The organism is Ketobacter sp. (genome assembly GCF_003671495.1).
GTDB lineage: Bacteria > Pseudomonadota > Gammaproteobacteria > Pseudomonadales > Ketobacteraceae > Ketobacter.
Map to the genome: position 1 here is coordinate 253854 of NZ_RCHN01000015.1, position 24510 is coordinate 278363.

The 24510-nt window shown below is 58.3% G+C and carries 19 protein-coding genes; 9 read left to right on the forward strand and 10 right to left on the reverse strand.

The annotated features are described in order from the left end of the window. From D9N14_RS07475 to D9N14_RS07495, 5 genes are all read right to left on the reverse strand, one after another. Positions 1–714 (reverse strand): DUF2894 domain-containing protein, encoded by a 714-nt coding sequence (locus D9N14_RS07475; RefSeq protein WP_290578603.1) that lies wholly within the window; start codon positions 712–714, stop codon positions 1–3. Between the two features lies 1 nt (position 715). Then, positions 716–1381: an OmpA family protein gene (locus D9N14_RS07480; RefSeq protein ID WP_290578605.1), complete on the reverse strand. Its 666-nt coding sequence runs from the start codon at positions 1379–1381 to the stop codon at positions 716–718. After that, entirely contained in the window at positions 1381–3609 is a 2229-nt protein-coding gene (locus D9N14_RS07485; protein ID WP_290578607.1) for a DUF802 domain-containing protein, read from the reverse strand. Before D9N14_RS07485 ends, D9N14_RS07480 begins: the two co-directional genes overlap by 1 nt. Before the next feature lie 34 nt (positions 3610–3643). Beyond that, positions 3644–4372, reverse strand: coding sequence for a DUF3348 family protein (locus D9N14_RS07490; protein WP_290578609.1), 729 nt, complete (start codon positions 4370–4372; stop codon positions 3644–3646). Between the two features lie 239 nt (positions 4373–4611). After that, positions 4612–6474, reverse strand: coding sequence for a PilZ domain-containing protein (locus D9N14_RS07495; RefSeq protein WP_290578611.1), 1863 nt, complete (start codon positions 6472–6474; stop codon positions 4612–4614). Positions 6475–6779: 305 nt separating this feature from the next. Here D9N14_RS07495 and D9N14_RS07500 point away from each other — a divergent pair, with 305 nt between their 5' ends. The 6 genes from D9N14_RS07500 to D9N14_RS07525 are packed head-to-tail and all read left to right on the forward strand — an operon-like array spanning position 6780 to position 12545. After that, the gene (locus D9N14_RS07500; RefSeq protein ID WP_290578613.1) at positions 6780–7295 is read left to right on the forward strand and encodes a DUF6484 domain-containing protein; all 516 of its coding nucleotides are present in this window, start codon (positions 6780–6782) and stop codon (positions 7293–7295) included. A 15-nt stretch (positions 7296–7310) separates the two neighbouring features. Beyond that, on the forward strand, positions 7311–8426 hold the full coding sequence (locus D9N14_RS07505; protein WP_290578615.1) for a DUF2169 domain-containing protein: 1116 nt from the start codon (positions 7311–7313) through the stop codon (positions 8424–8426). Beyond that, positions 8423–9469 (forward strand): hypothetical protein, encoded by a 1047-nt coding sequence (locus D9N14_RS07510; RefSeq protein WP_290578617.1) that lies wholly within the window; start codon positions 8423–8425, stop codon positions 9467–9469. Before D9N14_RS07505 ends, D9N14_RS07510 begins: the two co-directional genes overlap by 4 nt. Continuing rightward, positions 9469–10437 (forward strand): DUF4150 domain-containing protein, encoded by a 969-nt coding sequence (locus D9N14_RS07515; RefSeq protein WP_290578619.1) that lies wholly within the window; start codon positions 9469–9471, stop codon positions 10435–10437. The genes D9N14_RS07510 and D9N14_RS07515 overlap by 1 nt, the downstream gene beginning before the upstream one ends. Positions 10438–10449: 12 nt before the next feature. Next, positions 10450–11283: a hypothetical protein gene (locus tag D9N14_RS07520; RefSeq protein ID WP_290578624.1), complete on the forward strand. Its 834-nt coding sequence runs from the start codon at positions 10450–10452 to the stop codon at positions 11281–11283. Beyond that, entirely contained in the window at positions 11283–12545 is a 1263-nt protein-coding gene (locus D9N14_RS07525) for a TIGR02270 family protein (RefSeq protein ID WP_290578626.1), read from the forward strand. Before D9N14_RS07520 ends, D9N14_RS07525 begins: the two co-directional genes overlap by 1 nt. A gap of 19 nt (positions 12546–12564) precedes the next feature. Here the strand turns inward: D9N14_RS07525 and D9N14_RS07530 are convergent, their stop codons facing one another. From D9N14_RS07530 to D9N14_RS07540, 3 genes are all read right to left on the reverse strand, one after another. Further along, positions 12565–14673: a type VI secretion system Vgr family protein gene (locus D9N14_RS07530; protein WP_290578628.1), complete on the reverse strand. Its 2109-nt coding sequence runs from the start codon at positions 14671–14673 to the stop codon at positions 12565–12567. A 100-nt stretch (positions 14674–14773) separates the two neighbouring features. Next, complete coding sequence (locus tag D9N14_RS07535) at positions 14774–15775, reverse strand: XdhC family protein (RefSeq protein WP_290578630.1); 1002 nt, start codon at positions 15773–15775, stop codon at positions 14774–14776. A 38-nt stretch (positions 15776–15813) separates the two neighbouring features. Beyond that, complete coding sequence (locus D9N14_RS07540; RefSeq protein WP_290578632.1) at positions 15814–17964, reverse strand: AMP-binding protein; 2151 nt, start codon at positions 17962–17964, stop codon at positions 15814–15816. A gap of 217 nt (positions 17965–18181) precedes the next feature. Between D9N14_RS07540 and D9N14_RS07545 the strand changes: the two genes are divergently transcribed. Then, positions 18182–19441 carry an aryl-sulfate sulfotransferase gene (locus D9N14_RS07545; protein ID WP_290578634.1) on the forward strand — a complete coding sequence of 420 codons (1260 nt, stop codon included), beginning with the start codon at positions 18182–18184 and terminating at the stop codon, positions 19439–19441. A gap of 50 nt (positions 19442–19491) precedes the next feature. Here D9N14_RS07545 and D9N14_RS07550 read toward each other — a convergent pair whose 3' ends face one another. Further along, positions 19492–20673, reverse strand: a complete 1182-nt coding sequence (locus D9N14_RS07550; RefSeq protein WP_290578636.1) for a sulfotransferase — start codon at positions 20671–20673, stop codon at positions 19492–19494. Positions 20674–20745: 72 nt separating this feature from the next. Continuing rightward, a complete protein-coding gene (locus tag D9N14_RS07555; RefSeq protein ID WP_290578638.1) occupies positions 20746–21702 on the reverse strand; it encodes a 3-oxoacyl-ACP synthase III family protein in 957 nt (318 codons plus the stop codon). Positions 21703–21968: 266 nt separating this feature from the next. Here D9N14_RS07555 and D9N14_RS07560 point away from each other — a divergent pair, with 266 nt between their 5' ends. Beyond that, entirely contained in the window at positions 21969–23198 is a 1230-nt protein-coding gene (locus D9N14_RS07560; RefSeq protein ID WP_290578640.1) for a DUF11 domain-containing protein, read from the forward strand. 12 nt (positions 23199–23210) lie between these two features. Further along, the gene (locus tag D9N14_RS07565) at positions 23211–24491 is read left to right on the forward strand and encodes a hypothetical protein (RefSeq protein WP_290578642.1); all 1281 of its coding nucleotides are present in this window, start codon (positions 23211–23213) and stop codon (positions 24489–24491) included. Positions 24492–24510 lie beyond the last annotated feature (19 nt).

Sequence of the window (24510 nt, forward strand, 5' to 3'; positions counted from 1 at the left end):
CTACTGGCGCCGCCGCTTGCCTTTGTCGTCCTTGCCGGAGAGCAAACGGGAAGACGCCTGCTCCAGCCAGAGCAAGGTCTCGATGTAATTCACAAACCGCCCCAAATACTCCGGGGCGGACGCCTGCATGGTCTCCAGCGCTCTCACTACCAGACGGTGGGCATTGAGTGGGCCAGCATCTTCCGGCGCCTCTTGCAGGGCTTTGGCCACCGCCTTTTCAGTGCTGCGCCGGGCCCACTCCTCGCGCAACTGCTGCAGGGCTCTGAGCTCACCGGCCGGGGCCAGGGCATCCAGACTGGCCACCGCGTCCGCATCGTCCACCTGTTGCAGGGCTTCCACTTCCTGGCGCCGCAACAGGGCTTCGAAGCTCGCAGGCTCCTGGGGCTGCGTCTCACGGGAGGTGCGTTGTTCCCATTGCCGCAACAAAGCCGCCAGTTCGGAACGGGGTTGAACGGGCTTGTCCTGAAGGCGCTGCGCCGCGGGCTCCGGGCGCGCTTCCAGGGTGCCGATCAGTGCTTCCACTTTGAGCAACAGACGTTGCGCCAGCGGAGCGCGCGCAAGGGCCGCACGCCGCAGCATCGACTTGGCACGATACAGGCGAATGGCATCGGCCTGATTCATGGGCATCCGCTGCATTTGTTCGCAACGCAAACCACAATGGGCCAACTGCTGCTGCAACGCATCTGGCTGCAGACTGTCGTTCCGGCCCGCCACGTCAGAAATGACCCTGGCCTGGCCGGGCAGCCTGAACGGTTGCCGCATCCTGGCCGGCGCGGGGCACCGGCGCCATCTCCACCCGGCGATTCCTGGCCCGCCCTTCCGCCTGCTCATTGCTGGCCACCGGCTGCTGGGCGCCAAAGGCGGCCGCAAACACCATGGCCTGGGGCATGCCCTCTTCAATCAGGGCCCGGGTCACCGTCAGTGCCCGTTGGGCCGACAGCTCCCAGTTATCCTGATAGCGGGTGTTGTTCTTCTGGATGGGCAGGTCGTCGGTAAAGCCACTCACCATCAGCAGTTCACCGTGCTCCTGCAGATACACCTGCAGTGGCACTACCAGGGTCTGCAGCAATTGCCGCCCATCCGGCTGCAGCTCATCAGAATTCAGGGCAAACAGCACACTGCCACTGATGCCGATGCGACCGTTATCCAACGTGATACGGCCACTGGCCAAGGGCTCCGCCAGCGCCTCCTCCAGGGCCATACGCCGCTGTTCTTCCGCCTGGCGTTTGGCCACCTCCTGCTGCAGGTTCTGGGTCAGTTCCAACTGGATGCCCATCACCCACACCAACACCAGCACAAATACCCCCACCAAACCGGACATCAGATCCCCGAAGATGGCCCAGATGGGCGTGGCGTCGGCCTGGTCCTCCAACTGCTCCATCAGCTCGGTTCTCCCTCAGCGACCCCGGTCTTGGCTTTGGCGGCTTTGGCGGCTGTGGCGGCTTTGCTGTTGGCATCGCCTTCGACATCGGCTTCAACTTCAACCTCGGCTGCGGCGCCGGCCTCCGCTTGCTGTGTCTCCTGTTGTGCCCCTTGCTCTGGCCGGGCGGCTGCCTGGGTATCCGCCCCGGCGCGCAGCTCGTCCATGATTTCTTTTTGGGACAGCATGCTGAGATCGATGATTTCCCGTGCCTGGGCTACGTAATACGCCAGCTGTTCATCACTGCGGCTGCTGGATTTGTCGAGGGCGGCTTCCACCCGGTTCAGGTTTTCAATCAGTTTGTCGTTGGACGCGCTGAACAATTCCACCGCATGCCCAAAGGCTTCGCCGAGGCTGGAAACCTCCACCGCACTGGCTTCCAGATGGTCTGCCATGTCCTGCAGCTTGGCGGTTTCACCGCCCACCTGATGGCCAAAGTGCTCACTCACCGCCGCCAGTTTTTCGGTGGAGACGGTCACCAGGGCTTCAATGGCGGCACGTTGCTCGGTGGACGCCTTCTCCACCGTGCCCAGAATGCCGTTCAGGTCCGCCATGATGCGCTGGCGTTCCGCCAGCAGTTCGTTGTCACGCTCGATGTTATTGGAGATTTCCCGACGCAGTTGTTCCAACACCTCGGCCGCGGCTTTGGGCGCCTGGCTCGCAGTTTCGATCAACGCCAGCATAGGCGTTTCCAGCGCGGAGCCCAGCTGCGTAAGGTGGCCGCTGACCACCGCTTCCAGATCCGCCAGGCGTTGCACTGCGGCCTGTCCGCGGCTGGCTTCCTCGGCCCGCAGCTGACCCAGCTCCGCGTGCAGGGTTGCGGTCAATTGCTGCAGGCGCTCGCTTTGCTGCGTTCCCCACTGCTCCTCGGCCTGCAGGCGGGCCTGCACCTGAGCGCTGGATTGATCCAGCACACGCATCCACTCTTGCAACAGGGTTTTCGCGTTCTGTTCCCAGGCCGCCACCAACCCTGAGCTGGTGCCTTCCAGTTGACTCTGCCACTGCAGCAGGCGCTGCTGATCGCCTTCACCCAGGCGCTGCAGCACCTGTTCACTGTGCCCGTTCACACCATTTAGGAAGGCTTCCGCCATGTCGTTGAAACGCTGGTCAAAGCCCTGCATGGCTGCGTCCAGCGAGGTCACCAGTTGTTGCTGGCGCTGATCGTATTGCGCCAGTCCGGACTGCCAGGCATCGCTGACCCCAACCACCGTGGCGCTGAACTGGGTCGCCAGCTCCTGCAGTTGCTGCCGGGTCTGGGATTGCAGCGCTGCCTGGGTGTGCTGTGCCTGCTGCGCCAGCTCGCGCATGGTGCCACTCACCAGCGGCTGAATGCTTTCACCGGCCAAGCGGCCGCTTTCCGCCAGGCTGTTTTTGAGGGACTGCTCCACCGAGCTCGCCAGTTCCGCAAACTGCCGGGCTGCGGTGTCCTGAAACTGTTGCTGCCCCGACACAATGGCGGAGGTCATGGTGCGGGTCATGGTTTCCATCTGATCAGCCATGGACTGCAGGCGCTCCGCCACCTGGGGCAATGCCTGGGCCTGGCTTTGCAGGGCTTTGTAGGTCTCCTGCCGGGAATGGTTGAGGGAGAAGCCGCGGAATTCCTCACCGATCACCTGATCCAGGCGGGCGGTGGCGCTCAGGCGCTCGCGCCGGCTGAGGGTGGAAATCAGCCCCAACATGGCGGAGGCGGCCACCCCGGCCACCGAGGTACCGAAGGCCAGGCCCAGCCCCTTGATGGGAGTGGCCAACCCGGCGCGCATGGCCTGCAGCTCGGTAGTGCTTTCCAGGGCCAATACAGCGCCTTGCAGGGTGACCACCATACCAACAAAGGTGCCCAGCAAGCCCAGCATCACCAATAGTCCCACCAGATAGGGGGTGAACACCGGCCCCGGCAGGGCAATCCGCTCCCCCTCTATGCGCAGGCGCACCGGGTTCCGCAAGCCATCGGGCAGTTGCGCCAGCCATGGGTCCAGGCGCTCCAGTTGGGCCGGCACCGACTGCAGCGCGGCGCCCAGGGACGCTGTGGCTCGCCGGTACTGCAGCATTTCAAAGCAGCCGATACCGTACACCAGGCCGATCATCAGGGTGACGGTCAGGGCCAGGGCATCGCTGCCGATAAACCCGGCCGCAATCCAGATCACCGCCACAGCGCCCAGGGCGAACGCGCCGCCAAACAAAATTCGATTCATAATGGGGGAATTACCTCTATTCATATATCCGGTTTCAGGTGCCTGCTCGGATGCGCTGCGCTGACGTGCTGCGCTCCAGCGACTCCACCAGTCCCAGCACCGGTTGCAGCCTCAGGTCCAGTTCAGCCAGCAACAGCGACTGCACGTCTTTGCGAAATTGCACAAGCCAGCCAGGTTCGGCACCGGCCTCGCCCTCGCCGGCACGCAGGCGATCAAAGCGCCGTTCCAGCAAACGGGGCACCGCCGCCAGAAACCGGGCGGTGTGATCCCACAGGGTGTCTTCCAATACCCGATCCAGCAGCGCCAGTTTTTTCAACGCCGGGGAGCATCCGGTGAGGGCCTCCCGACCGCTGGAGCGCAGCGCCCGCAGGGCCAGATCCTGCTCCCGCTGGTGCGACAGATAAAAGCGGTGAAAGCGCTCGTACTTGAGCTCCGGGTCATCCTCTGCCAGGGCCGGCCAGCGGATCTTCGGCCGCTCTGTGCCGGGGCTGCAGCTTTCGATGATGCCCTGCACCAGCTTGCCCTTGGCATGGGACACCGCCTGTTTGAGCTCATCTGCTGACTCGGTGACCGCCATAAAACCCCGTTCCGGCTTCATCTTGTGGGCGTCCGCCAGAATGATGGAATCGGCAAAATTGAACATCTGCCCCAAGCGGTCGGCGAACTCGCGCTGGGGCCAGTCGTCCTCAATCAGGGCCAACTCGGTAAGCAGCCTGACCAGGCGTACCTGACGGTGGGGGGACGGAGTCAACGACGGGGTCATATTTCTGGATACAAGCTTCTGGATAACACGTTCTGGATAACACGTTCTGGATAACAAAGCCGGGTGCAAAGGCGTGTGAGCGTGGATCGTAATGGGTATTTTTATAAAGGCGCATTATGGCCAATTCAGGGGAAACTTCAAGGCTGCACATTCCCCCGGGGCGCAGCTCAGCCACTTCCCGCAGATTGTTCAAATCCCCCTTAGGGATGACACTTATGTGGCTGAATCCACTGACAAAATCACACCGCCAGCCCCATTTCCTCGTGGATATAACTGTGGATCGAACTGTCGGCAATGCATTTGGAGTGAAAACAGATGCGGGCCCGGTTCCCCCGCACCGACATCACCAGCCCCTCCATGCGACCAAAACTGAACAGCATGGCAATGGATTCACCCACCTGAACGGTGCGCCCTTCCTCCAGGCGCAACATGGCACCGCGCTCGGATAGATCCAGTACCATCACTTCACCGGGCTGACCGCCGATTTCTGCGTGCACGGAATTGCCCACTTTTATGCGGGGGAACTTGCGCCGGGCGCCCTGCAGATACACCCGCTCACAATCCATGAACACATAGGCCACCAGGAAGGCGATCACGCCACCCCGCACCAGGCCGAATACAAAGAACACGGGCAGATCCAGGCGCTGGTACAGCTCCAGCCAGGTCCAGTCTTCCTTGTGATAAATATAAAAGGCACAGCGGATCATCACCTGTAATACGCCGGTGATCAGCGCATACTGCAGCGCAATCTGGGTGGCTTTGCGCTGCACCGCCTGTTGCGTCATCAGCCGACGCCCGCGACTGCGGATCACCACGATGGCCAGCAAACCAAAATTGATGGCCAGCAGAATGTGCGGCGGTTTGAACACCACCGAGGACAGCGCATAAAACGCCATGGAGGCCGCCGCCGCAGTCAGAAACGCGAGGATATAGGTGGCCGGACTGCGGTTGCCAAACTGATTCCGCAGGGTTTCATTCATGTAAAAGCCGCACCCCACCGCCAGCACATAAGACAGACCACCGCCGATGGACCAACCCATCACCCGCTGTTCTGTGAACCAGGGACCGCCACTTCGGTTGTCGGCCCCCACCACATCAAACAGCAGCAAAAACAACATAACGCTCAGGCCGGTGAGCACAAAGGTGCCCATAAACACCAGGGCGATGGGCAGTTTCAGATCCAGCTCTTTGCGATCGGTAAAACGGATCACAAAACCGTAGCGGGACAACAGTTGATGGGCCTCCTGCTGATTCGGTGACAGCTTGACGCCGTTCTTGGCCAGCATTTCCGCCAGCGTGGCCTGCATCCGCTCCAGTTCCCCCACGTACTCCTGAATCGCCACCAGGTTGGCACCGTCCAGCATGGCCGGCAACACACCGGCAATCTCCAGCAGGCGACTTTCGATGCGCTGCAAATCATTGATGCCGGGATAATGGTCTTCAAATTCCCGATTCACCTTCACCAGGTACAGGTTCAACACCAGCAGTCGCCCGGCGATCAAGGGCGTCTCCTGAACGTCCACGCCCCGTGCCACCCGATCCCAGAATTCGGCAAAGCCACGGCTTTCCAGGGTATCGTAAACGCTGTCCAGTTTGCGGTGGTTCATGGGGATGTCCCGCATTGACTGCAGGATCTGCTGCTTGAGATTCAACGCATCCCGCGGTACACGGGCCGAGGCCAGTAAAAAACTGCGCCAGCGTTCATCGGCTTTGGCAATGGGAGCCGCCAACTGCACCAGCAATACAAACACAATCAGATAGGGCGAAAGCAGCGCAAAGCCCAGTTGTTGCCCCAGGGACAGCACCAGCGTTGCGAGATCGTTCTCCCCCAGCAGGGACACCACACTGTTGACGAAGATCCCTTCCAGCCCGGGCACCTGGCTGATGACAAAGGCAATGGCGAGGTAGGTCAGAAAGTACAGCCCGGCGTACTCGCGAAACACCCGGTCGTGGATGTAGTCTTTCGGTTGCCCCTCAAACTGGGACTGTTCCGTCGCTGACCAACGGTTGAAACGGGGCAATATCACCAGCGCAAACAACACCAGGCAGACGCCAATATCCGCCAGAGTGACAATGATAAAAGTTGAGAAGTCGCTGTCCATCGCTTTAATCCAGGGTGCTTTTCTGTGGGAATGTGATCCAGTTCCCAAAATAGGCCAGCCAGCGGGAACATCAAGCACTTTTACGGCTTTTGGTACTAATAGACATTTTCCGTAAAAATGAATACACATACCGCCACAGGCCTGCTCACTCATACAACAAAGCGGTTTCGGCCCGGAGAAAAGCACGCTCAAAAAGCATCCGAACTCCGCGACATTTATCACGCTCTGGATCGCAATAATGCCATTGACCCATGAAACGGGATTAAGGTAAAACCGTTGAAAACCCAACGTTTAAGGAGAGGGGCATGGGCGCACAACAGGACATTGACCAGGATTCGTCCAGCAATATTCAACTACCGGAATGCCGGCGCGACTTTGGGATCCATACCGCAACCCTCATCGGATTCAAAGACGGCTCCACCCCACTGATCAGCCTTTCCCAACCTCCCACCGCCTCTGTCCCTCACCCGACCCCGACATGCACAGCCCTGGCAGCACGTTCCATTGTGGAGCTGCACGGCGATCACATCGGCTCTGAAGTGGTGATCCAATATGAAAACGGTGAACCGGGCAAACCCATGATCATGGGCGTGGTGCGAACCCCAGCGGCCTGGCCCGCCACGGAACGCCCTGCCCAGGTCACAGTGGAAGCCGACGACGAGCGCCTCACCGTGGACGCCAAACAACAGATCGTATTGCGTTGCGGCAAGGCCAGCATCACCCTGACCCAGGCCGGCAAAGTGCTGATCAAAGGTACCTACATTTCCAGCCGATCCTCAGGAGCCAATCGCATCAAGGGCGGCTCCATTCTGCTCAACTGACCGGCGCGCTTACCCATGGAGCTGATCAACGCAACCCGGATGCAGGCCGGCTACAGCATGGGCCTGGAGCCCAGCGGTCGGGAATTGCTGGTGGTTGCGGTCAAAGGCACTTACCACCTGCCGCTGGCCGGGGAACGGCCGCGCCTGCTGGAACAACAGGTGCCATTGGTCATGGCCGACACCTTCAGCGGTGAGCCCGGCCTGTCCGCCCCCATTTATGAAACGGATTTCGCTCCCAAAAAACACCGCTGTGATGTGCTGTTGCTGGGCAGTGCCTATGCCCCCGGTGGCGACCCCTGCCCCCGGGTGGGGGTTGGCATGAAAGTGGGTAACGTGCAAAAGCGCTTTGTGGTGACTGGCCCCCGGGTGTGGAAATCCACGGCGGTAACGGTGCGTCCGGGGGAACCGCAACCCTTTGTCAGCCAACCCATCAGCTATGACATCGCGTTCGGCGGTGTGGACAACCACCATGAGAACGAGGCCAAACACGCCGCGTTTATCGCCAACCCGGTGGGGCTGGGTTTTCACCAACACCTGAAGAGCCAATGGGTGGACGCTGCCCCCATGCCCCGAACGGAGCAGTTCAACGTGCCCATTACCCTGCCCCACAAGCACTATGTGCCGCAAGCCTTCGGGCCCGTTGGTCGCGGCTGGCACCCACGCTCCACCTACGGCGGGACCTACGACCAACACTGGCTGGATGAGATTTTCCCTTTTTTGCCGCCGGATTTTAATGAACTGTATTACCAGTCGGCGCCCGCGGAGCAACAGACTGCGTATCTGCAAGGGGGTGAGGAGGTAATCCTCATCAACCTGACGCCCAACGGCCGGGTACAGTTCAACTTACCCCACACCCACATGCCAGTGTATTTCTTTCCCCGCAAAGGCCCGCTCATTGAGCAGCATGCCAATGCCGATACCCTGGTGTTCGAGCCGGATCAACAACGCTTCACCATCACCTGGCGCACTCATCTGCCCCTGAAAAGGAACATGTTTGAAATTGCGCAGGTGGTCGCCGGCAAACGCTCCAAAGCCTGGTGGCGGGCCAGGCAATCGGGCAAGACATACTATTCCTCTCTGGACCAGGTGCCCGCCCCAAAGAAAACCCGCCACGAGGGCAGCACACCATGAGCAATCAACCCGTCGTCATCGCAGATTCCGGCATGGTATGTGGTGTGGGCCTGGACGCCCCTTCTGCCTGCGCTGCCATTCGTTGCGCCATGGATAACTTTCAGGAAACCCGGTTTGTGGACAAGGGCGGAGAATGGATCATCGGCTCCAGTGTGCCCCTGGCCACCCATTGGCGCGGGCGCACAAAACTGGCGAAGATGGCCAGCATGGCCCTGCAGGAGTGCCTGCAACACTTTGCCACCGTGCCCAGCGAAATCCCCTTGTTCCTGTGCGTGGCGGAACGGGAACGGCCAGGGCGGATGGATGGGCTGGAAGAGCACCTGTTCGGTGAGATCGAAGCAGAACTCGGCTACCAGTTTCATGCACAGGAATCCAGGGGCATTCCCCTGGGACGGGTGTCCGCGGCGGTGGCCCTGAAGCACGCCCGGGAGCTGATCTATGAAAAGCAGTTTCCCTATGTTTTGATCGCCGGTGTGGACAGTTTGTTGAACGGCGCCACCCTGGGGGAATTTGAGGCCGAGGACCGCTTGCTGACCAGCCAGAACTCCAACGGTTTTATCCCGGGGGAAGCCGCTGCGGCCATTCTGGTCTGCCACCCATCGTTAGTCTCTGCCTCCGATCGCGGCCGGTTATTGTGCCAAGGGTTGGGCTTTGCTCAGGAAGAGGCCACCGTAACGGCAGAACGTCCATTGCGCGCTGACGGCTTAACCGCCGCCATCAAGAACGCGTTGGCAGATGCCCAATGCACCATGGGCGACCTGGATTTTCGCATCGCGGATGTGTCCGGTGAGCAATACTACTTCAAGGAAGCGGCGTTGGCACTGACCCGCACCCTGCGCACCCGGAAAGAACATTTCTATATCTGGCATCCAGCCGACTGCATTGGTGAAGTGGGCGCGGCGATGGGCGTGGTGATGCTGGTGGTCGCCCTGGCGGGCAGCCGCAAGGGGTACGCCTCTGGCAGGCAGCTGCTCTGCCAATTCGGCAATGACGCCGGGCAACGCGCAGTGGCCATCTCACGTTATGAAACAGCGGGTGCATAATGGCCAATAAAGTGTTTGCCAACAACATGGAAGTTTCCTGCAAGGCCGGCAGCGGCAAAACCATCTGTGCCTTTCCGGATGTGTGCTTCACCCCACCGCAAACGCCGGCCACCCCACCGGGTGTGCCCATCCCCTACCCGAATACCGGCCTGTCCTCCGACTGTAACGGAGGCACCGGCACTGTGAAGATTTCCGGTCAGGAGGCGATGCTGAAAGACAAATCCTGCTTCAAGAAAAGCTCCGGCGATGAAGCAGGCTCGGCACCGAAAAAAGGCATAATCACCAGCAAGATCCAGGGCAAGGTCTATTTCAATAGCTGGTCGATGGATGTCAAATTTGAAGGTGAAAACGCGGTACGTCATCTGGACCTGACCACCCACAACCATGCGTCCAAGCCGGGCCAGACGCCCCCCTTTCCGGAAGTGGAGGGCATGGCCCCACCGGTGCAGGTGGACTGTGAGAAAGTGCTGTTCGAGTACCCGGTGAAACCCCACAGCGAACAGCAAAAAGACTGCAAGGCCCTGAAGCAGGAAACCGGCATCGAAAAGCAGTCCCATCACGTCATTCAGAATTCCCATTTCCAGAAACCCCGCGGCACCACCATCAAGGCTATCTGCCCGGGGTATGAAGAAAACGACGCGCCCTGCATCGCCTTGCTGGATGGCACCGATGTGAGCACCGAACATGGGCGCGTCTCGCGGATGCAAAAAGCCGATGCAAAACGCTATCGGGATCGGGGCAAAAACCCCACCTACGCTGAAGCCCGGCAGGATGCAAAAAATCAGCTCACCGAGAAGAAACCCGGACCGGGGCTGAAGGAAGAAGAAGCCGAGTGCATACTGAAAGAAGTGGACAAGTATTTTGAAGAAAAGTGCGGGGGCACCGCTGACAAACAGTTACGACCACCGGGCCAGCGTTCCGCCTGGAAGCCCGATATCAAGAAAGCGAAAAAGAAAGTCTCTATTTAATGAGGATGATTGATGTCTGACGTTACCGTTTCGGCACTCACCAGTAAAAATGGAATCAATCTGGCGCTCGTCAACTTTGCGTCGCCCGATCATGATCCCGATGACATGTGGTCGGCGATCTATCAGGAAATCGATGAGGAATGGGACAGTATCTTTTCGATGCAGGCCTGGCTCACAAACCTCACCTTAACCGATGGCGGTGACATCATTGCCTGTGACATGGATGGCCGCCTTGTCCACATAAAAGCCGGTCAGGAAACCGTGGTACCGCTGCCCATCCGTGGCGGATTGGAAGACCTGTGGTGGAATGAGCACAGCGGCCTGATTGCCATCAGCTCGAAAGGGGAACGCGTCCACATCCAGGGGGAACAGGTCACCGTGTATGCCGATCCCAAGGAACGGGCGCTGTACAAGATCCTGGGCATCACGGAACATGAAGTCTATGCCGTGGGGGCGGAAGGTGTGCTCTGGTTCTACGACGGCAGCGCCTGGCAGGAGCTTGATAGCGGCACCAATGTGACTCTGATGGCGCTCTGGAAGGGGCCAACCGGATTGTACGTGGGCGGCGTCGAGGGTGTGCTGTTTCTGCTGACCCCGCACACCAACACTCCTATCAGCATTGATGACCCCATCGACATTTCCTCGCTTTGGGAATTCGACGGCGACCTCTATGCGGCCGCCGGTATCAATGGTGTCTGGAAGCTGGATGGGGACGCCCTGGTGCAGGAAAAGCAGGTTCAGGTGCAAAGGTTATGCGCCGCGCCGGACAAGCTGATTGCCAGCGGCAGCAACGGCATCATTGAATTTGATGGGTCGGGTTGGAGCCTGAGTGAGATCGAAGGTTAATGTCAACAGGCGCCATTCCCCAGATTCTCGAACGGCACCTGGATGATCTGAGTGGCCTCATCAATCAACGCCTGGGCCTGGTGCACCAGGCCAACGGCAACCTCACCTTGTTGGGCCGCATGGATGAGCGCATCGCAGCGCATCTGGATGCCTTGCGCATCAATGCGTCATCCTGCTGGCCCATGTGCAAGGCCTTGCTGGAATCTCCCGACCCGGGGGAGATGTGTGTGGCAACCCTGCTGGCGATTGAACTGGATCGCGCCCAATACGTCAGCCATGTGCTGGCTCTGGCAGAAAGCCTGCCGGAAACCCAAGCGGGTGCCTTGGCGGCATTCGACTGGCTGCCGGAGCCTCTGGGCACACAAAGCTACCTACGCTTGCTGGCATCCGATCAGCCGTTCTGGCGGTTGACCGGTCTTGCTGCGAGCGCCCAGCAGCGCGCGACGCCCATCCCCTTTTTAACCGAGTCAATGAGGGACAACGATCCCGGGCTGCAGGCCCGCCTGCTGCAGGCGGTGGGGGAGCAGGGCCTGACCGGGCACCTGCCCTGGTGCACAGCGCAGTTGTCCAACCCGGAACCGGACATACGCTTCTGGGCCAGTTGGAGCGCCACCCTGTTGGGTTCGCAACACGGCCTCAAACCCCTGGGGGAATTCGCCATCAAACCGGGCCCATTCCAGCAGCAGGCCCTGAGCCTGTTGCTGAAGGCCGTGCCTTTGGCCGCCGCCCACAAGCTGATCCAGTCCCTCTCCCAAACTCCGGAGAACCAGAGAGCGGTGATCAAAGCCGTTGCCATGGCCGGTGATCCGTTCTATGTGCCCTGGCTGATGGAGCGCATGGGGGAACCTGAATTCACTCGCCTGGCGGGTGAATCCTTTAGCTTCATTACGGGTGTGGACCTGGCCTATCAGGATCTGGAACGCAAACCACCGGAAGATTTTGAAAGTGGACCCAACGACGACCCGGACGATCCCAATGTGGATCTGGATGAAGACGACGACCTGCCCTGGCCGGATGTGGAGAAGGTCGCTCGCTGGTGGTGGCAGCACAGTAAAGCGTTTGCCGAAGGCACCCGCTATTTTATGGGCAAGCCGGTGACCGTCGAACATTGCCTGGCGGTGCTGAAGAGTGGTTTTCAACGCCAGCGGGTGGGCGCGGCCCAGTACCTGTGCCTGATTAGCCCCGGCACCCCTCTTTTCCCCACGGCGGCCCCCACCTGGCGCCAACACGCCCTGTTGCAGACCTGGCCCGGCCATTCATAAAGACGCAGTCGGTGACCACTCAGTTGGTCAGTACCTTTTTGCCCTTGATGATCACATCCTTGCTGGCTTTCACATTGATCTTGCCGCTGCCTTTGAAATCGATGTCTTTGCCACTGACCGTGATGGTACCGTCCTTTTTCATGGTGATGGAGGCCTTGCCCACGGTGATCACCAACTCATCCTCCGCGGAAATCTGTATTTTCTTGGCCGTGTGCGTACTGGTGTTGCCCACGTTCAGGGAGCGGTCCTTGCCCACATCTTCGGACATGCTCTGCCCCACCACCAGGAAGCGGCTGGCCCCCACCTCTTCCGCCTTCACCGCCGCTACGGTTTCGTTCATGGCCGCTCCCACGGTCACCTGATACAGACCTCCGATGGTGAGCTCCTTGGCGGCACCCACGGTTTCGGCAAAATTAACGGCAATGGTTTCGGTCTTGTTGCTGGCGATGGTATTGCTTTGATTGGCGCCCACGGTTAGGGTCTGGTTGGTACCCACCGTCAAAGACTGGTTGGCGCCCACGGTTTTGGTTTCATCCGCCCCCACGTCTACCGAGCGCATATTGCTGACCGCCAGAGACTGGTCGTTATGCACTGCTCCGGTTTCATTATTGGCCACCACAAAGTTGTAATCCTTGCCGGCCTTCATATAGACCTCTTCTGCTCCGTTCTTGTCATCAAAGCGGAATTCATTGGCGTTGCCGCTTTGGGTCAGCCAGCCGGATTGGGTGGCGGTGTACTTCGGCCCTTGGTTATCTTTGTTGTACATGGCGCCCACCACAATCGGGCGGTCCGGATCGCCGTTGATAAAATCCACCAGTACCTCCTGCCCTTCACGCGGCACAAAACTGGCCCCCCAACCACTGCCGGCGTAACCCTGTAACACCCTCAGCTTGCAGCTGTTGTGCTCGCTGTCCCAGGGAAACTGCACCCGGATCATGCGTTGCGGGTCCGCGTCCCCCTGGGAGGCGGAAGCGCTCATGGACATCACCTTGGCCATCTGGGGCCCCGGCATGTGGCGCTTGACCTGCTCCCGGGGTGGCCGTACCGGCACTTTGGCGGCCACACACTGGAACCGGTTCTGATACCGTTCCAAACCGCCGGTGCTGTTGCTGGCCTGATGGCTGACCCGGGTCAACAGGTACTTGTCACACTCCGACGCCAGGGCGTGATCCAGTTCGAACCGGGCGCCGGCACGAAAACCGGTGCAGTTGGACGTCGCCTCGGCCACATTGTGTGTGGACTCCATGGCTTCCATCCAGTGGGCGGTGAGCAGTTTGTTGTAGTCCGGCTCAAAGTCATGGCAACTGTTGCTGCCATCCTTGAAGTTGTAGCCGCCATAGCGCTGCAGGCTGTTGACCGCCGGCACCTGGGAGAATTTGGAGGTGGTGGGAATGTTCTGTTTGTAGAAATTCTTCGGCGTGTCCTGGTTGTAGTCGAGCTGCTCACAGGCCTGGGGATGATAACGCAGGGTGCGACGCCACTCGAAAATCGCCACCCCTTCGCTGCCACCGGTGCGGGCCCGGTTCTCGATCACCACCGTGCCTTCCGGGGTATCGGCAAAACCACCGGGGGCATCTGCCAGCACCAGGGTATGCTCCGTCTCACTGTGGGTAAAATAATAATTGATGCCGTCTTCCGCCAGCAGCCGTTGTACAAACGCCAGGTCGCTTTCGTTGAACTGTACACAATATTCCCGCACCAGATAGCGTTTGCTCACCTTCAGTTCCAGGGGGCAAAACGCACCGTAGGACTTGATCACTTCCTTCACAATCTCGACGGCGGTCTTGTTCTCAAAAATCCGGTTGCACCCGGCCTGAGACAAAAACCACAAGCCCGGCACCAGGGACAATTCATAACCCCGAGTGCCGTTGTCCGATACATCCTGCAGCGTCAACTGGTTGACCCGTCCGTGCAGGTAGTGGGGGTCCGAACGGCCCTGGGGATGAATGGCAACCGCCACCTTCTGGCCAATCACATCCTCGCTGGAAAAGGATTCCCGGATGGATTGAAAACCCAGCTGTAACTGGAAGGGCTGTGACAACGATTCGGACCCGTTCAAATAGGTCACCACACAGGAATCGTCGATAAAACTGGCCTTTACCCTTAACAAGCGCGCGTTCTGTGACATGGCCTGAACCCCGTTGGATACGCAAAGCGGACGATGATCTGGATATTTTACCGCCAGAGCACAAGGGGAAATAGGGAGAAATGCCGCCCTCGGTGTGCGATTAGGCTTCTAATGACGCTATCCGGGAGGCAGCTGCCTTCTCCCGGGCGCGCCGGATCAGGGTCAACTCCGCCAGAATTGCCACTGCGATTTCGGGTGCCGTCTTGCTGCCAATGGCCAAGCCCACCGGGGCATGCAGGCGGGCGATGTGGTCCTCAGACAATTGCAGCTGCCTGAGCCGCTCTATCCGATTTTCGGTGGTGCGGGCAGACCCCAGCGCCCCGACGTAGAAATTGCCCAGGGTCAGGGCTTCCATCAATGCCATATCATCAATCCTCGGATCATGGGTAAGGGTGATGACGATGCTGAAAGGATCACTGGCACGGCTCCGCACCACATCATCCGGCATGCCGAGTATGCATTCACAGCCTGAAGAGGGTTCAAGAATATGAAGACGGAAATCGTCCAGCTTATCCGCACGGGGATCGGTCACCAGGACCCGGTAATCCATCATCCCCGCCATCGCGGCAAGACACCCCGCAATCTGACCGGCCCCCACCAATAGCAGGGTGTAACCGGGTCCGTACACCTGCACAAAATGGCGTTCATCCAGCTGGACAGGCCTTATGCTTTCCGCCGCCTTCAGCTGGACGTTGCCAGTGGCCAGGTCCAGTTTACGTTCGATACAGCGGCGCTGACTGAGCGCCTGGTTGATTTGCACCAGATCCGGCAGCGCGCTATCCGGGATCTGCTCCACCAGTACGCTGAGGTAGCCACCGCAGGGTAAACCCAGGCGGGCGTTTTCCTCAGCACTCAGGCCATACGTCTCCAGCCGCGGGTATCGGCTGAAGTCACCGGACTGCAACTTGTTGAGCAGGTCATCCTCCACGCAACCACCGGACAGGGAACCCACTACCTGCCCCAACTGGTTGCAGGCCATTAAAGATCCGGCGGGCCGCGGCGACGAGCCGTGGGTGGCAACAATGGTGCACAACCAGGCGGGAATCCTGCGCTCCACCCAGTCCTGCAACGTGGCCAAGACCTGATGATCAAGACTGTGCATAGACACCTCTGAACCAACTGCAGCGCGACCCGGTTGCGCTATTCAACACCCAGATCGAAGGTTTCTTCACACTCCTGCCGCAGCAGTTCATGCTGGCGCCGTTCCTCTGCCAAATGCTCGATCAACACCCTGACGGTGGGATAACGCAACATCTCGATTACCGGAATGGGACGACCAATCCGGTCCTGAAGACGCTCCACCAACTCCACCGCCTCCACCGAATCCATCCCCATATCAGCGAAGGTGGCGTCCAGCGACACATGGTGAAGTTCCACGTCCAGCTTCTCCGCTACCCACAATTGCACATCCAGGCAGAGCGCCTCCTGCCAATCCAGATGCATCAGCACTTCAGTGCCGGCATGACGCTCCGGCTCTACCTTGCGCGGCTCGCGATGGCTGCCTGAACGCCAGACGTGCAGTGACTTCAATGTACCATCCTGGTAGCGCTGGCGGGCCTCCACCCGTTGCAGTTTGCCACTGGAGGTGCGCGGCAGCGCATTCAATGGCAACAACACCACCACCGTGGGCAGCACACCATGGCGGGCGGCCACAGCACGGGCGGCCATGGCGGCCGTCACGGCAAGATCGTTATTGCAGTTCCCATTGCGTTGCAGCTCCTGCAGAATCACCAGTTGCTCGCGCCCACTGCCCGGCAGGCCGAAAGCGGCACCACCGCGGCGTCGGAAATCCTCATGGCTTGCCTGCACAGTCTGTTCAATATCCTGTGGATACAGGTTGCGGCCGGCCACAATGATGAGTTCTTTGATGCGACCGGTGACATACAGTTGATCCTGCCAGCGAAAGCCCAGATCCCCGGTGCGCAAAAAAGCCTGTGACGGGTGCGCCTGTGATGAATGCTCCTGTGATGAATGCTCACGCGCGATACGGGCCTGGAAAGTACTTTCCGACAAAGCCGGTTTACCCCAGTAGCCTTGCGCCACGGAAGGGCCATGCACCCAGATTTCCCCCACTTCACCCTCGGCGCAGGGCAGCCGGGTATCCGGCTGTACAATACGCACCGCGGTACCTTCTGCAATCCGGCCGCTGCTCACCAGATCCTGATGGGGATCCACGCTCTTTGAGCCAGGGGCCACAAATCGTCCCTGCTGCAATGCAAACTGGTCCGCCGCCAGTGTGCGGGCGCCGCGCCCACCCTGGGCACCGCTCACAAACAGGCTGGCTTCCGCCAGGCCATAGCAGGGGAAGAACGCATTGCGATTAAACCCACAGCCGGCGAAGCGGGCAGAAAATCGCTGGAGAACGTCGGCCTGAATAGGTTCAGCACCGTTGTACGCCACCTTCCAACAGGACAAATCCAGATGTTTGAGTTGCGCATCCGTGACTTTCTGCAAGCAGTAATCGTAGGCAAAGTTCGGTCCGCCACTGATATGAGCACGCTGTACGGAGAGGGCTTTAAGCCAGACATCGGGCCGTCGCAAAAACGTCATCGGCGCCATTAGGGTGACCTGGGCGCCAGCAAAAATCGGCGTCAGGATACCGCCGATCAAACCCATATCGTGAAACGGTGGTAACCAGCAAACGGAACGCAATTCCTCCAACCAATCCACCATCGGATGATCACGCAGAAAACCCTGCAGAATCTGGGCGAAGTTCGCTAACAAATTGGCGTGAGACACCACCACGCCTTTTGGTCGCCCGGTGGACCCGGACGTATATTGCAGAAAGGCAACATCGTCAGGCTGCGCCTGAAAAGGCACAAACGCCTCCGGCGTGTCTGTCCACAGCAGGTGATCCACACAAATACGGGGCACATCCCAGGTCACGCCCAATCCACTTTGCCACCCGGTGACCTGAGGCAGCAAACCACTGTTGGACAAAATGGCCCCCGCCTGGCAATCCAGTGCAATTTTTCCCAGTCGCTGCAGATCCTTGGTACCGGTGGGCGGATACGCAGGCACGGGAATGGCGCCGGCATACAGGCAACCGAAAAAGGCCCGGATGTAATCCAACCCGGGCAAAAACAACAACAACACAGTCCGCCCAGCCAGGCCCTGCTCCCGCAAGGATGCGCCGATCTGGCAGGCGGCCTGATTCAACTCCCGAAAGGTCAACTGTTCCGCCAGTTCGCCGTCACTGTTCAGGAAGTTGGCGTAGACAGCCCGCCCGCTGCTGTGTGCACGCTGGGTCAACATGTCAACCAGGTTGCGGTAGGAAGGCATCAGGATCATCGAAGAATCTCTCCAAGAGAATGGTGTAAAGATTTAACCAATTCCGAAACAGAGCCAACAAGCGGCTAATCAGGCAATTTCTGTCCGGTTTCGGCAACGTCTGCCCCTGCCGGTTTAGGCCGTGCTTTTGCCTGAATACAACCTTGTTCCGCTGCCAGGGCCATGGCGCAATGCTATGTTGAGAGCCAAAAACAAAAATGAAACGTGAGGAATCGGAATGAAGTACAAACGCAGTATCAACAAACCAATACCCCGGGGCGGGATGCTGGCAGCGGGGATATTCCTGCTGGTGGGCATCGGCGGTTGCGAAAAAATTGAAAGGTACACCGTGACAGTGCACCAGCCGGATAAGGTCTGGGACAGTTACACACTGCCCTCCAGCGCTTTGGGTGGCTACACGCCGGTGATCGACATGGAGGGGAACATCGTCACCCATTACGACTGTGGTGGCAACCCATCCAAAATGTTACCAGACACCACCATTCTGTGTTACGCATCCAAAATCGGCGGCTTTGTGCAGAAGACCCTGCGCCAACTCACTGCAGACGGTGAGGTGCTATGGGAATTCAATGACTGGGACAGCGACTCCGCACGACAACACCATGACTTTCAGTTCGCCGGTGGTAACCCCGTTGGCTACTATGTTCCCGGCAAAGACATGATCGGTCCCGCCGAGGGCGGCAATATGCTGGTGCTCAGCTACCTCACCTACACACGTTCCGAACAGGACATCCGCAAAGGCAGACTGATCGATAGTGTGCTGTATGAAATTGATGCCAGCGGCAACGTGTTATGGCAATGGGATGCGATCGATCACCTGGACGAAATGGGATTCAGCGAATCCGCTATGAAAGACCTGGAACGGGGATTGCTGGGCGCCGATTGGCTGCACGTCAACACCGCCTCCTATATCGGGCCCAACCAATGGTATTCCGAATTCGGAGACCAACGGTTTCACCCGGACAACATCATGATTGGATCGCCCCATGCACGCTGGGTCGCCATCATCGACAAGCTCAGCGGAGACATCGTGTGGCGCCTGGGGCCCGATTACTCACCAGGAAATCCCGGTGCGGATTTCGACGGCCTGAACTTTTCCCATGCCGCCCATATTATTCCCGAAGGCTTGCCGGGGGCGGGCAATCTACTGGTTTTTGATAACGGCAAAGCGTCGGGCTATGGCGATCAACATGCACGGGGCCGCCGCCCCCGCACCCTGGAAATCAACCCGATTGATTTTTCGGTAGTCTGGCAGTTCGATCATCCACACTACAGCCCGATCATGGGCAACGTCCAGCGGCTGCCCAATGGGAATACCTTCATTACCGAAGGGGTTTCCGGAAGAATGCTGGAGGTGACCTCCGACCATGAAGTGGTGTGGCAAGCCCGGGGATTACCCCTATATCGCGCCTATCGGGTGCCAAAGGAATGGGTGACAGCGGGAGCGAACAGCGACGCCATCCAGGACGCCGAGTAACAAGAGGAACAGAAAACGTGCCGGATCCCCGGATTTAGCCGGGGATCAGTTTAGGCGGGTGATACCTGTTGCGACTCTGCCGCTGCCTGTTCTGAGCCGGCCTCGTCATTTGATCCGGACTCGCTCAAACTGGACTCGTTCAAGCTGGCATCCTGCAAAAAAGTATCGTAAATCACAGCATAGTCCCGACGGATACGCTCTTCGGTAAGACCGAAGCGGGCCAGATCGTATTGATGCGCACTTTTGTATCGGCGCTGTTTGTCAGCAATACTCCGGATCGTTTGCTTCAATTCAGCAGAAGGCTCAACATCCACAAACTTGAGAATATCGTCCATGACCACATCGAACTGCTGCATCAACCGCGGGAAGGTGACGATATACAGATTGTCTGGCGGAATCCGGCCGGAAGTGTAGTCCTCGTGGAAACGCAGGCTCAATCGCAACAGGGCGGCGTACATATTCTCGATAAAATGTTGTCGTTGCTCCAGCGGCAAAGACCAGAAACCGAAACGGCCATCCAGCACACCGGTCACCAGGCTCAAGCCGGAGGGCACCGTCTCCAACGGATCACGCACCATATACAACACCTTGGCATCGGGAAAGCGCCGTAAAAATTGTGGCAGACGCAAGGACAGGGAAAACAACTTGGCCACGACGCGATCGCGCTTTTCACTCACCAGGTTGCGCCGCCAGAGGGATTCATACCAATTGAAATCACGCTCGGCATTGGCCACAAAACGCTGTTCAAACCCATCCAGGGTTTCTGTTTTCGACCAGGCATAGAAGAAGCCATACAGGAACAAACCATCAAAGTAACGAAACAACAAAGAGGGGTCATCCGTTTCAATGGCGGTCAGATTGGTTTCATGGGCGGCGTGGGCATGGTGTCGAGCCGGGCTGATCTTTTCCAACAGAGGTAGCAGCGGTTGCAGAGGCACCTGCAATGTCGGCGAGGGATACAGCATTTTCCAGATGCGCATGCCGGCACCCAGTTCATGCTCAACCAGAAACCGGTGCAAAAAGGTGGTGCCACTGCGGGGATTGCCCACAATTACAATGGGGCCGGAGATTTTGGTTCGCCGCAATGCGGGAAAGAACACACGGTCCGCCACCAGCCCAACCGTCACCAGGCCGTGGAGCAGGATAAATCCGGTGAAGGTCACCAAAGGTGAAAGACGTTGTTTAAACTGGCTGGCGACAATGCCATAGGCCGTGTACATGCGCTGCAACATGAGGAATCTCCCGAATCGGCACTTCGCAATCTGCGTTGTGGTTTATGGTTATCACGGTGTCAATTAATGCGGTTACCATTGCAACAGGGCAAAGGCAATGGACAGGCCTGCACCGGTACCACCGATCAACACCCGGTCGCCACGGCGCAATCGACCCTGCTCATTGGCAATGGCGAGCGTCATTGGAATGGAGGCTGCTACACAGTTGCCATAATCCGCGACGATATTGACGATTTTTTCCCGGGGGAACCCAAGTTTGACGAAGGCCTCCATACCCGGACCCGAAGCCTGATGCAGGATAAACAGATCAATATCATCGAACGTCATGTCATTGCGCTCAAACAACGTTCTCAGTACCCGGGAGATATGCATCAGCACCATTCTGAATACTTTGGGGCCTTGCATATTGAAGAGATTATCATCGTGCCGGGTATCAGGGTGCCCCGGCGGACGCCGCGTGCCACAGCCGCGGAATTCGGTGAATTCCGAGCCCTCCGGCCAGGTATACATGATCCAGTCCTTGACCGCACTTTCGCCTTTGCTTTGCTCCAGCAACGCCGCCGCGGCACCATCCCCGAACAATGCCGCGCTTTCCGGCTGCTCCAGGTTACGCCAGGGTGTGCCGGCCTCAGCGGAAACCACCAGCACACTGCGATAAATCCCGGCCTGAATCAAACCCGAGGCGTTGAGCAACGCCACCACAAACGACAGACAGGTGGCATGCACCGACCAACAGGGCACCCCCTCCCATCCCAACGCTTTCTGCACGAACACAGCGCTGTCCGGAATCAGTTGCACCGGCGTCAGTGACGCATTGATGATGCAATCCGGGCGGGGTCCATCACCGATGGCTGCCAAAGCCGCCTTGGCGGCTAGGAACTCCATTCCCTCTTCGGCAACCCGACGTTCCCGCACCCCGGTGCGGGATACAATCCACTCTTCACTGCGACCGATCAAACCCGACAATTCAGCGGATGACTGAATGCGCGGCGGCAAATACAACCCAGTGGACGAAATACAGATTTCCATAACGGATGCGTCTCTTTTTTGTTGTGTTTTCCATCAATCTATCCAAAAAGGATCACCCGAACAATGGGTAAAAATGAACCGCTTTTTGCCGAGATAAACCATTCAAGACAAACCGTTTTAGCCTTAGATTAAAGGCGTGAATTCGCGTCGCGATTGGCCAATGATGACGTTGAGCAACGCCAATCCGGCGCGGTAGTCTACGCGAGCAACTCGAACCAAAACCTCAAAACAAAAACGCACATCCGGAACAATGGAGTTTGATAATCATGAACACCTTCGCACGCGCCCTTGCAGCCCTCTCCCTTTCGGTGGGCTTCACCATCAACGCCAGCGCTGACAATAGCGTCGCACTGGAAACGTTTTTCAACAACAACATCAACCCTCAACTTCAGCTCTGCGGTGTTTGCCACATCCCCAACGGCCTGGCGGATGTTGAAGAGGGCAATGGATTTCTGCTGTATCCGGATCGAAGTCACTATCAGAGTTTTTACGATGCTTGGGTGATTCTGGGTGAAGGAGTCAACAACAACCGCCTGCTCACCATGAACTCCGACCCGGCACTCAATCACACCGGATTGCAGAACTGGCCCACCAGCTCTGCACATTACCGTAATGTCGAAACACTGTTGACTTGCTGGGATCAGCCCGAGCTGTGCCCTATCACCCCGCCGCAGGATTCCGCTGATTTGGCGGTCACGATGGTGGGCAACAACGGCAAGAACAATGGCGGGGTAATCAACTATCGCATCAACGTATCGAACGCGGGCCCAAGCACCGCAGACTCCTTGGAGATCACCCACCTGTTACCCGCCCAGGCTACCCTGAGCGAAGTGACACCAGACTCCATCGCGTACACCACAGCAGGCCGCGAAGTCACGTTCTATCTGGACACTCTGACCATGGGCTCCAGCCAAGGCATCGAACTGACCGTGAACACCGCAATCGACAATAACACCCTGATGAGTTTCACTTCCGCGGTGAGCGCCATCACCGAGGACACAAACCCGTCCAACAATTCCAGTACCGCCTATTTTGGTGGCGGTGTAGTGTCTGACAGCGCAGATCTGTCAGTAACCATGGCGGGTAACAACGGCAAGAATCAGGATGGCGTGATCAACTACAGTCTCACCGTTAAAAACGCAGGCCCGAACACCGCCAACGCAGTCAAGATTGCCCACCGGATTCCCAACCTGGTAACCCTCAACGCAGTAACGCCCAGCTCAATCGCCTACACCTCCGTTGGGAAACTGATTACGTTCAATCTGGATTCTCTGGCGTCCGGAACCAGCCAAGTGATTAATATCAAGGTAACCACGGCCACGGACAACAAAGACAAAATGGATTTTTCCGCCACCGTGAGCGCTGCAACAGAAGACCCGAACAGCGCCAACAACACCAGCACCGAAAAATTCGGTGGCAGCATAAACGGGTGGGTACTCCTGATATCGGCGCTGGCGTTGTTATTAAAAACACGATGCCAGCAACGCAACCAATAAAGGAGTGAGTTCATGAACATGGTGAAATTCTGGCTTCTGCTGATACCCCTTACCCACTCGGCCCTGGTCCTAGCCATGCCACCGCCATTGCAGCCAATTGACGCATTCAAAGTAATCAGCCTGGACGGGGAAGACATTCCCTGGGTATTGGATTGGAAACTTGATGAATTGTCACTGGCGGCCATGGTGGATGGCGTGATGGAACCCATCCCGTTTCAGATCGATCAGTACAATACCGGTGGCGCCATCTACTTTGATGGTTGGCACGTCCCCCTGGCCGGTCACCCCGAGCGGATGGATGCGACGGATAAACTGCTGTTTCTATTCAAGGATGCCGGGGCACGCCGCCCCTTCCGCACACCGTATGATGGTGAAATGGTGGCTGAGATCGTGACCCGGGATCGCGACGGTGTCGAGCGCTTTGTATACCTGGTGCGGAATTCCCGGCTGCGCTCGGATGAACAGTACGTGCGCTACAGTGCCGAAATCGGCTTGGTGGAAACGGACTTCTACAGCTTGCGTTACAACCCGGACAACCATATGAAATGGGATGATTTCACCTACGTGAACTACGTCGGTGAACGCCCCCTGGATTCCCTGAAGCTCCGCCTCAATACCGGCATCATCACCTCCGTCACCAGCACCGAGCTGAACAACGACCAGATTGTAGCCCTGCCCTCCAGCGAGATCATTGGTCCGATTCGCACCACCACACAGTTGGAAGTCAACCTGTACCTGTTTGGCGTCTCCATTATGCAAATGAGTATGCAGATTCATCATTATCCCAAATCCATCATGTTTGATGTGCGGGGCGTGATTCCGGAGCTGCGACGCAAACTGATGGTGAACCCGACCTTGACCATGTCGGTGGATGCCAACCGCTTGCTGGGGGCGGCCACCTACACCTCGGCCTGGCCCGACAATCCTGGCATTGTCGACGGAGTCGTGGATGAAAACGAAAAAAAGATGATCAAGGCCGGTCTGGACCCGGCTGACAACTGGATCTGGGTAACCTCAAAGCGCTACCTGGATATCGTGGCGTTTGTGGATTACCTGGGTGACTTCAATGAGCCCATGTCCCTTCTGTATGAGGATGACCTCGAGCGGGAAGATCCACCGGAGGTCTTCCCCGGACAGATGCCGAATGTGGGATACGGTATTGAAGCATTCCCCACGAGCGGCTTTATGGGTCTGGTGGTCAGCATGTTCATCAGTGACGGTTTTGAGGGAGACCCTAGCCAGTTCGCACCTTATTTAAGAACGTTACCGGATCTGGAAGTACGGGCGATGTAGTAATGTCAGAATTGAGTTT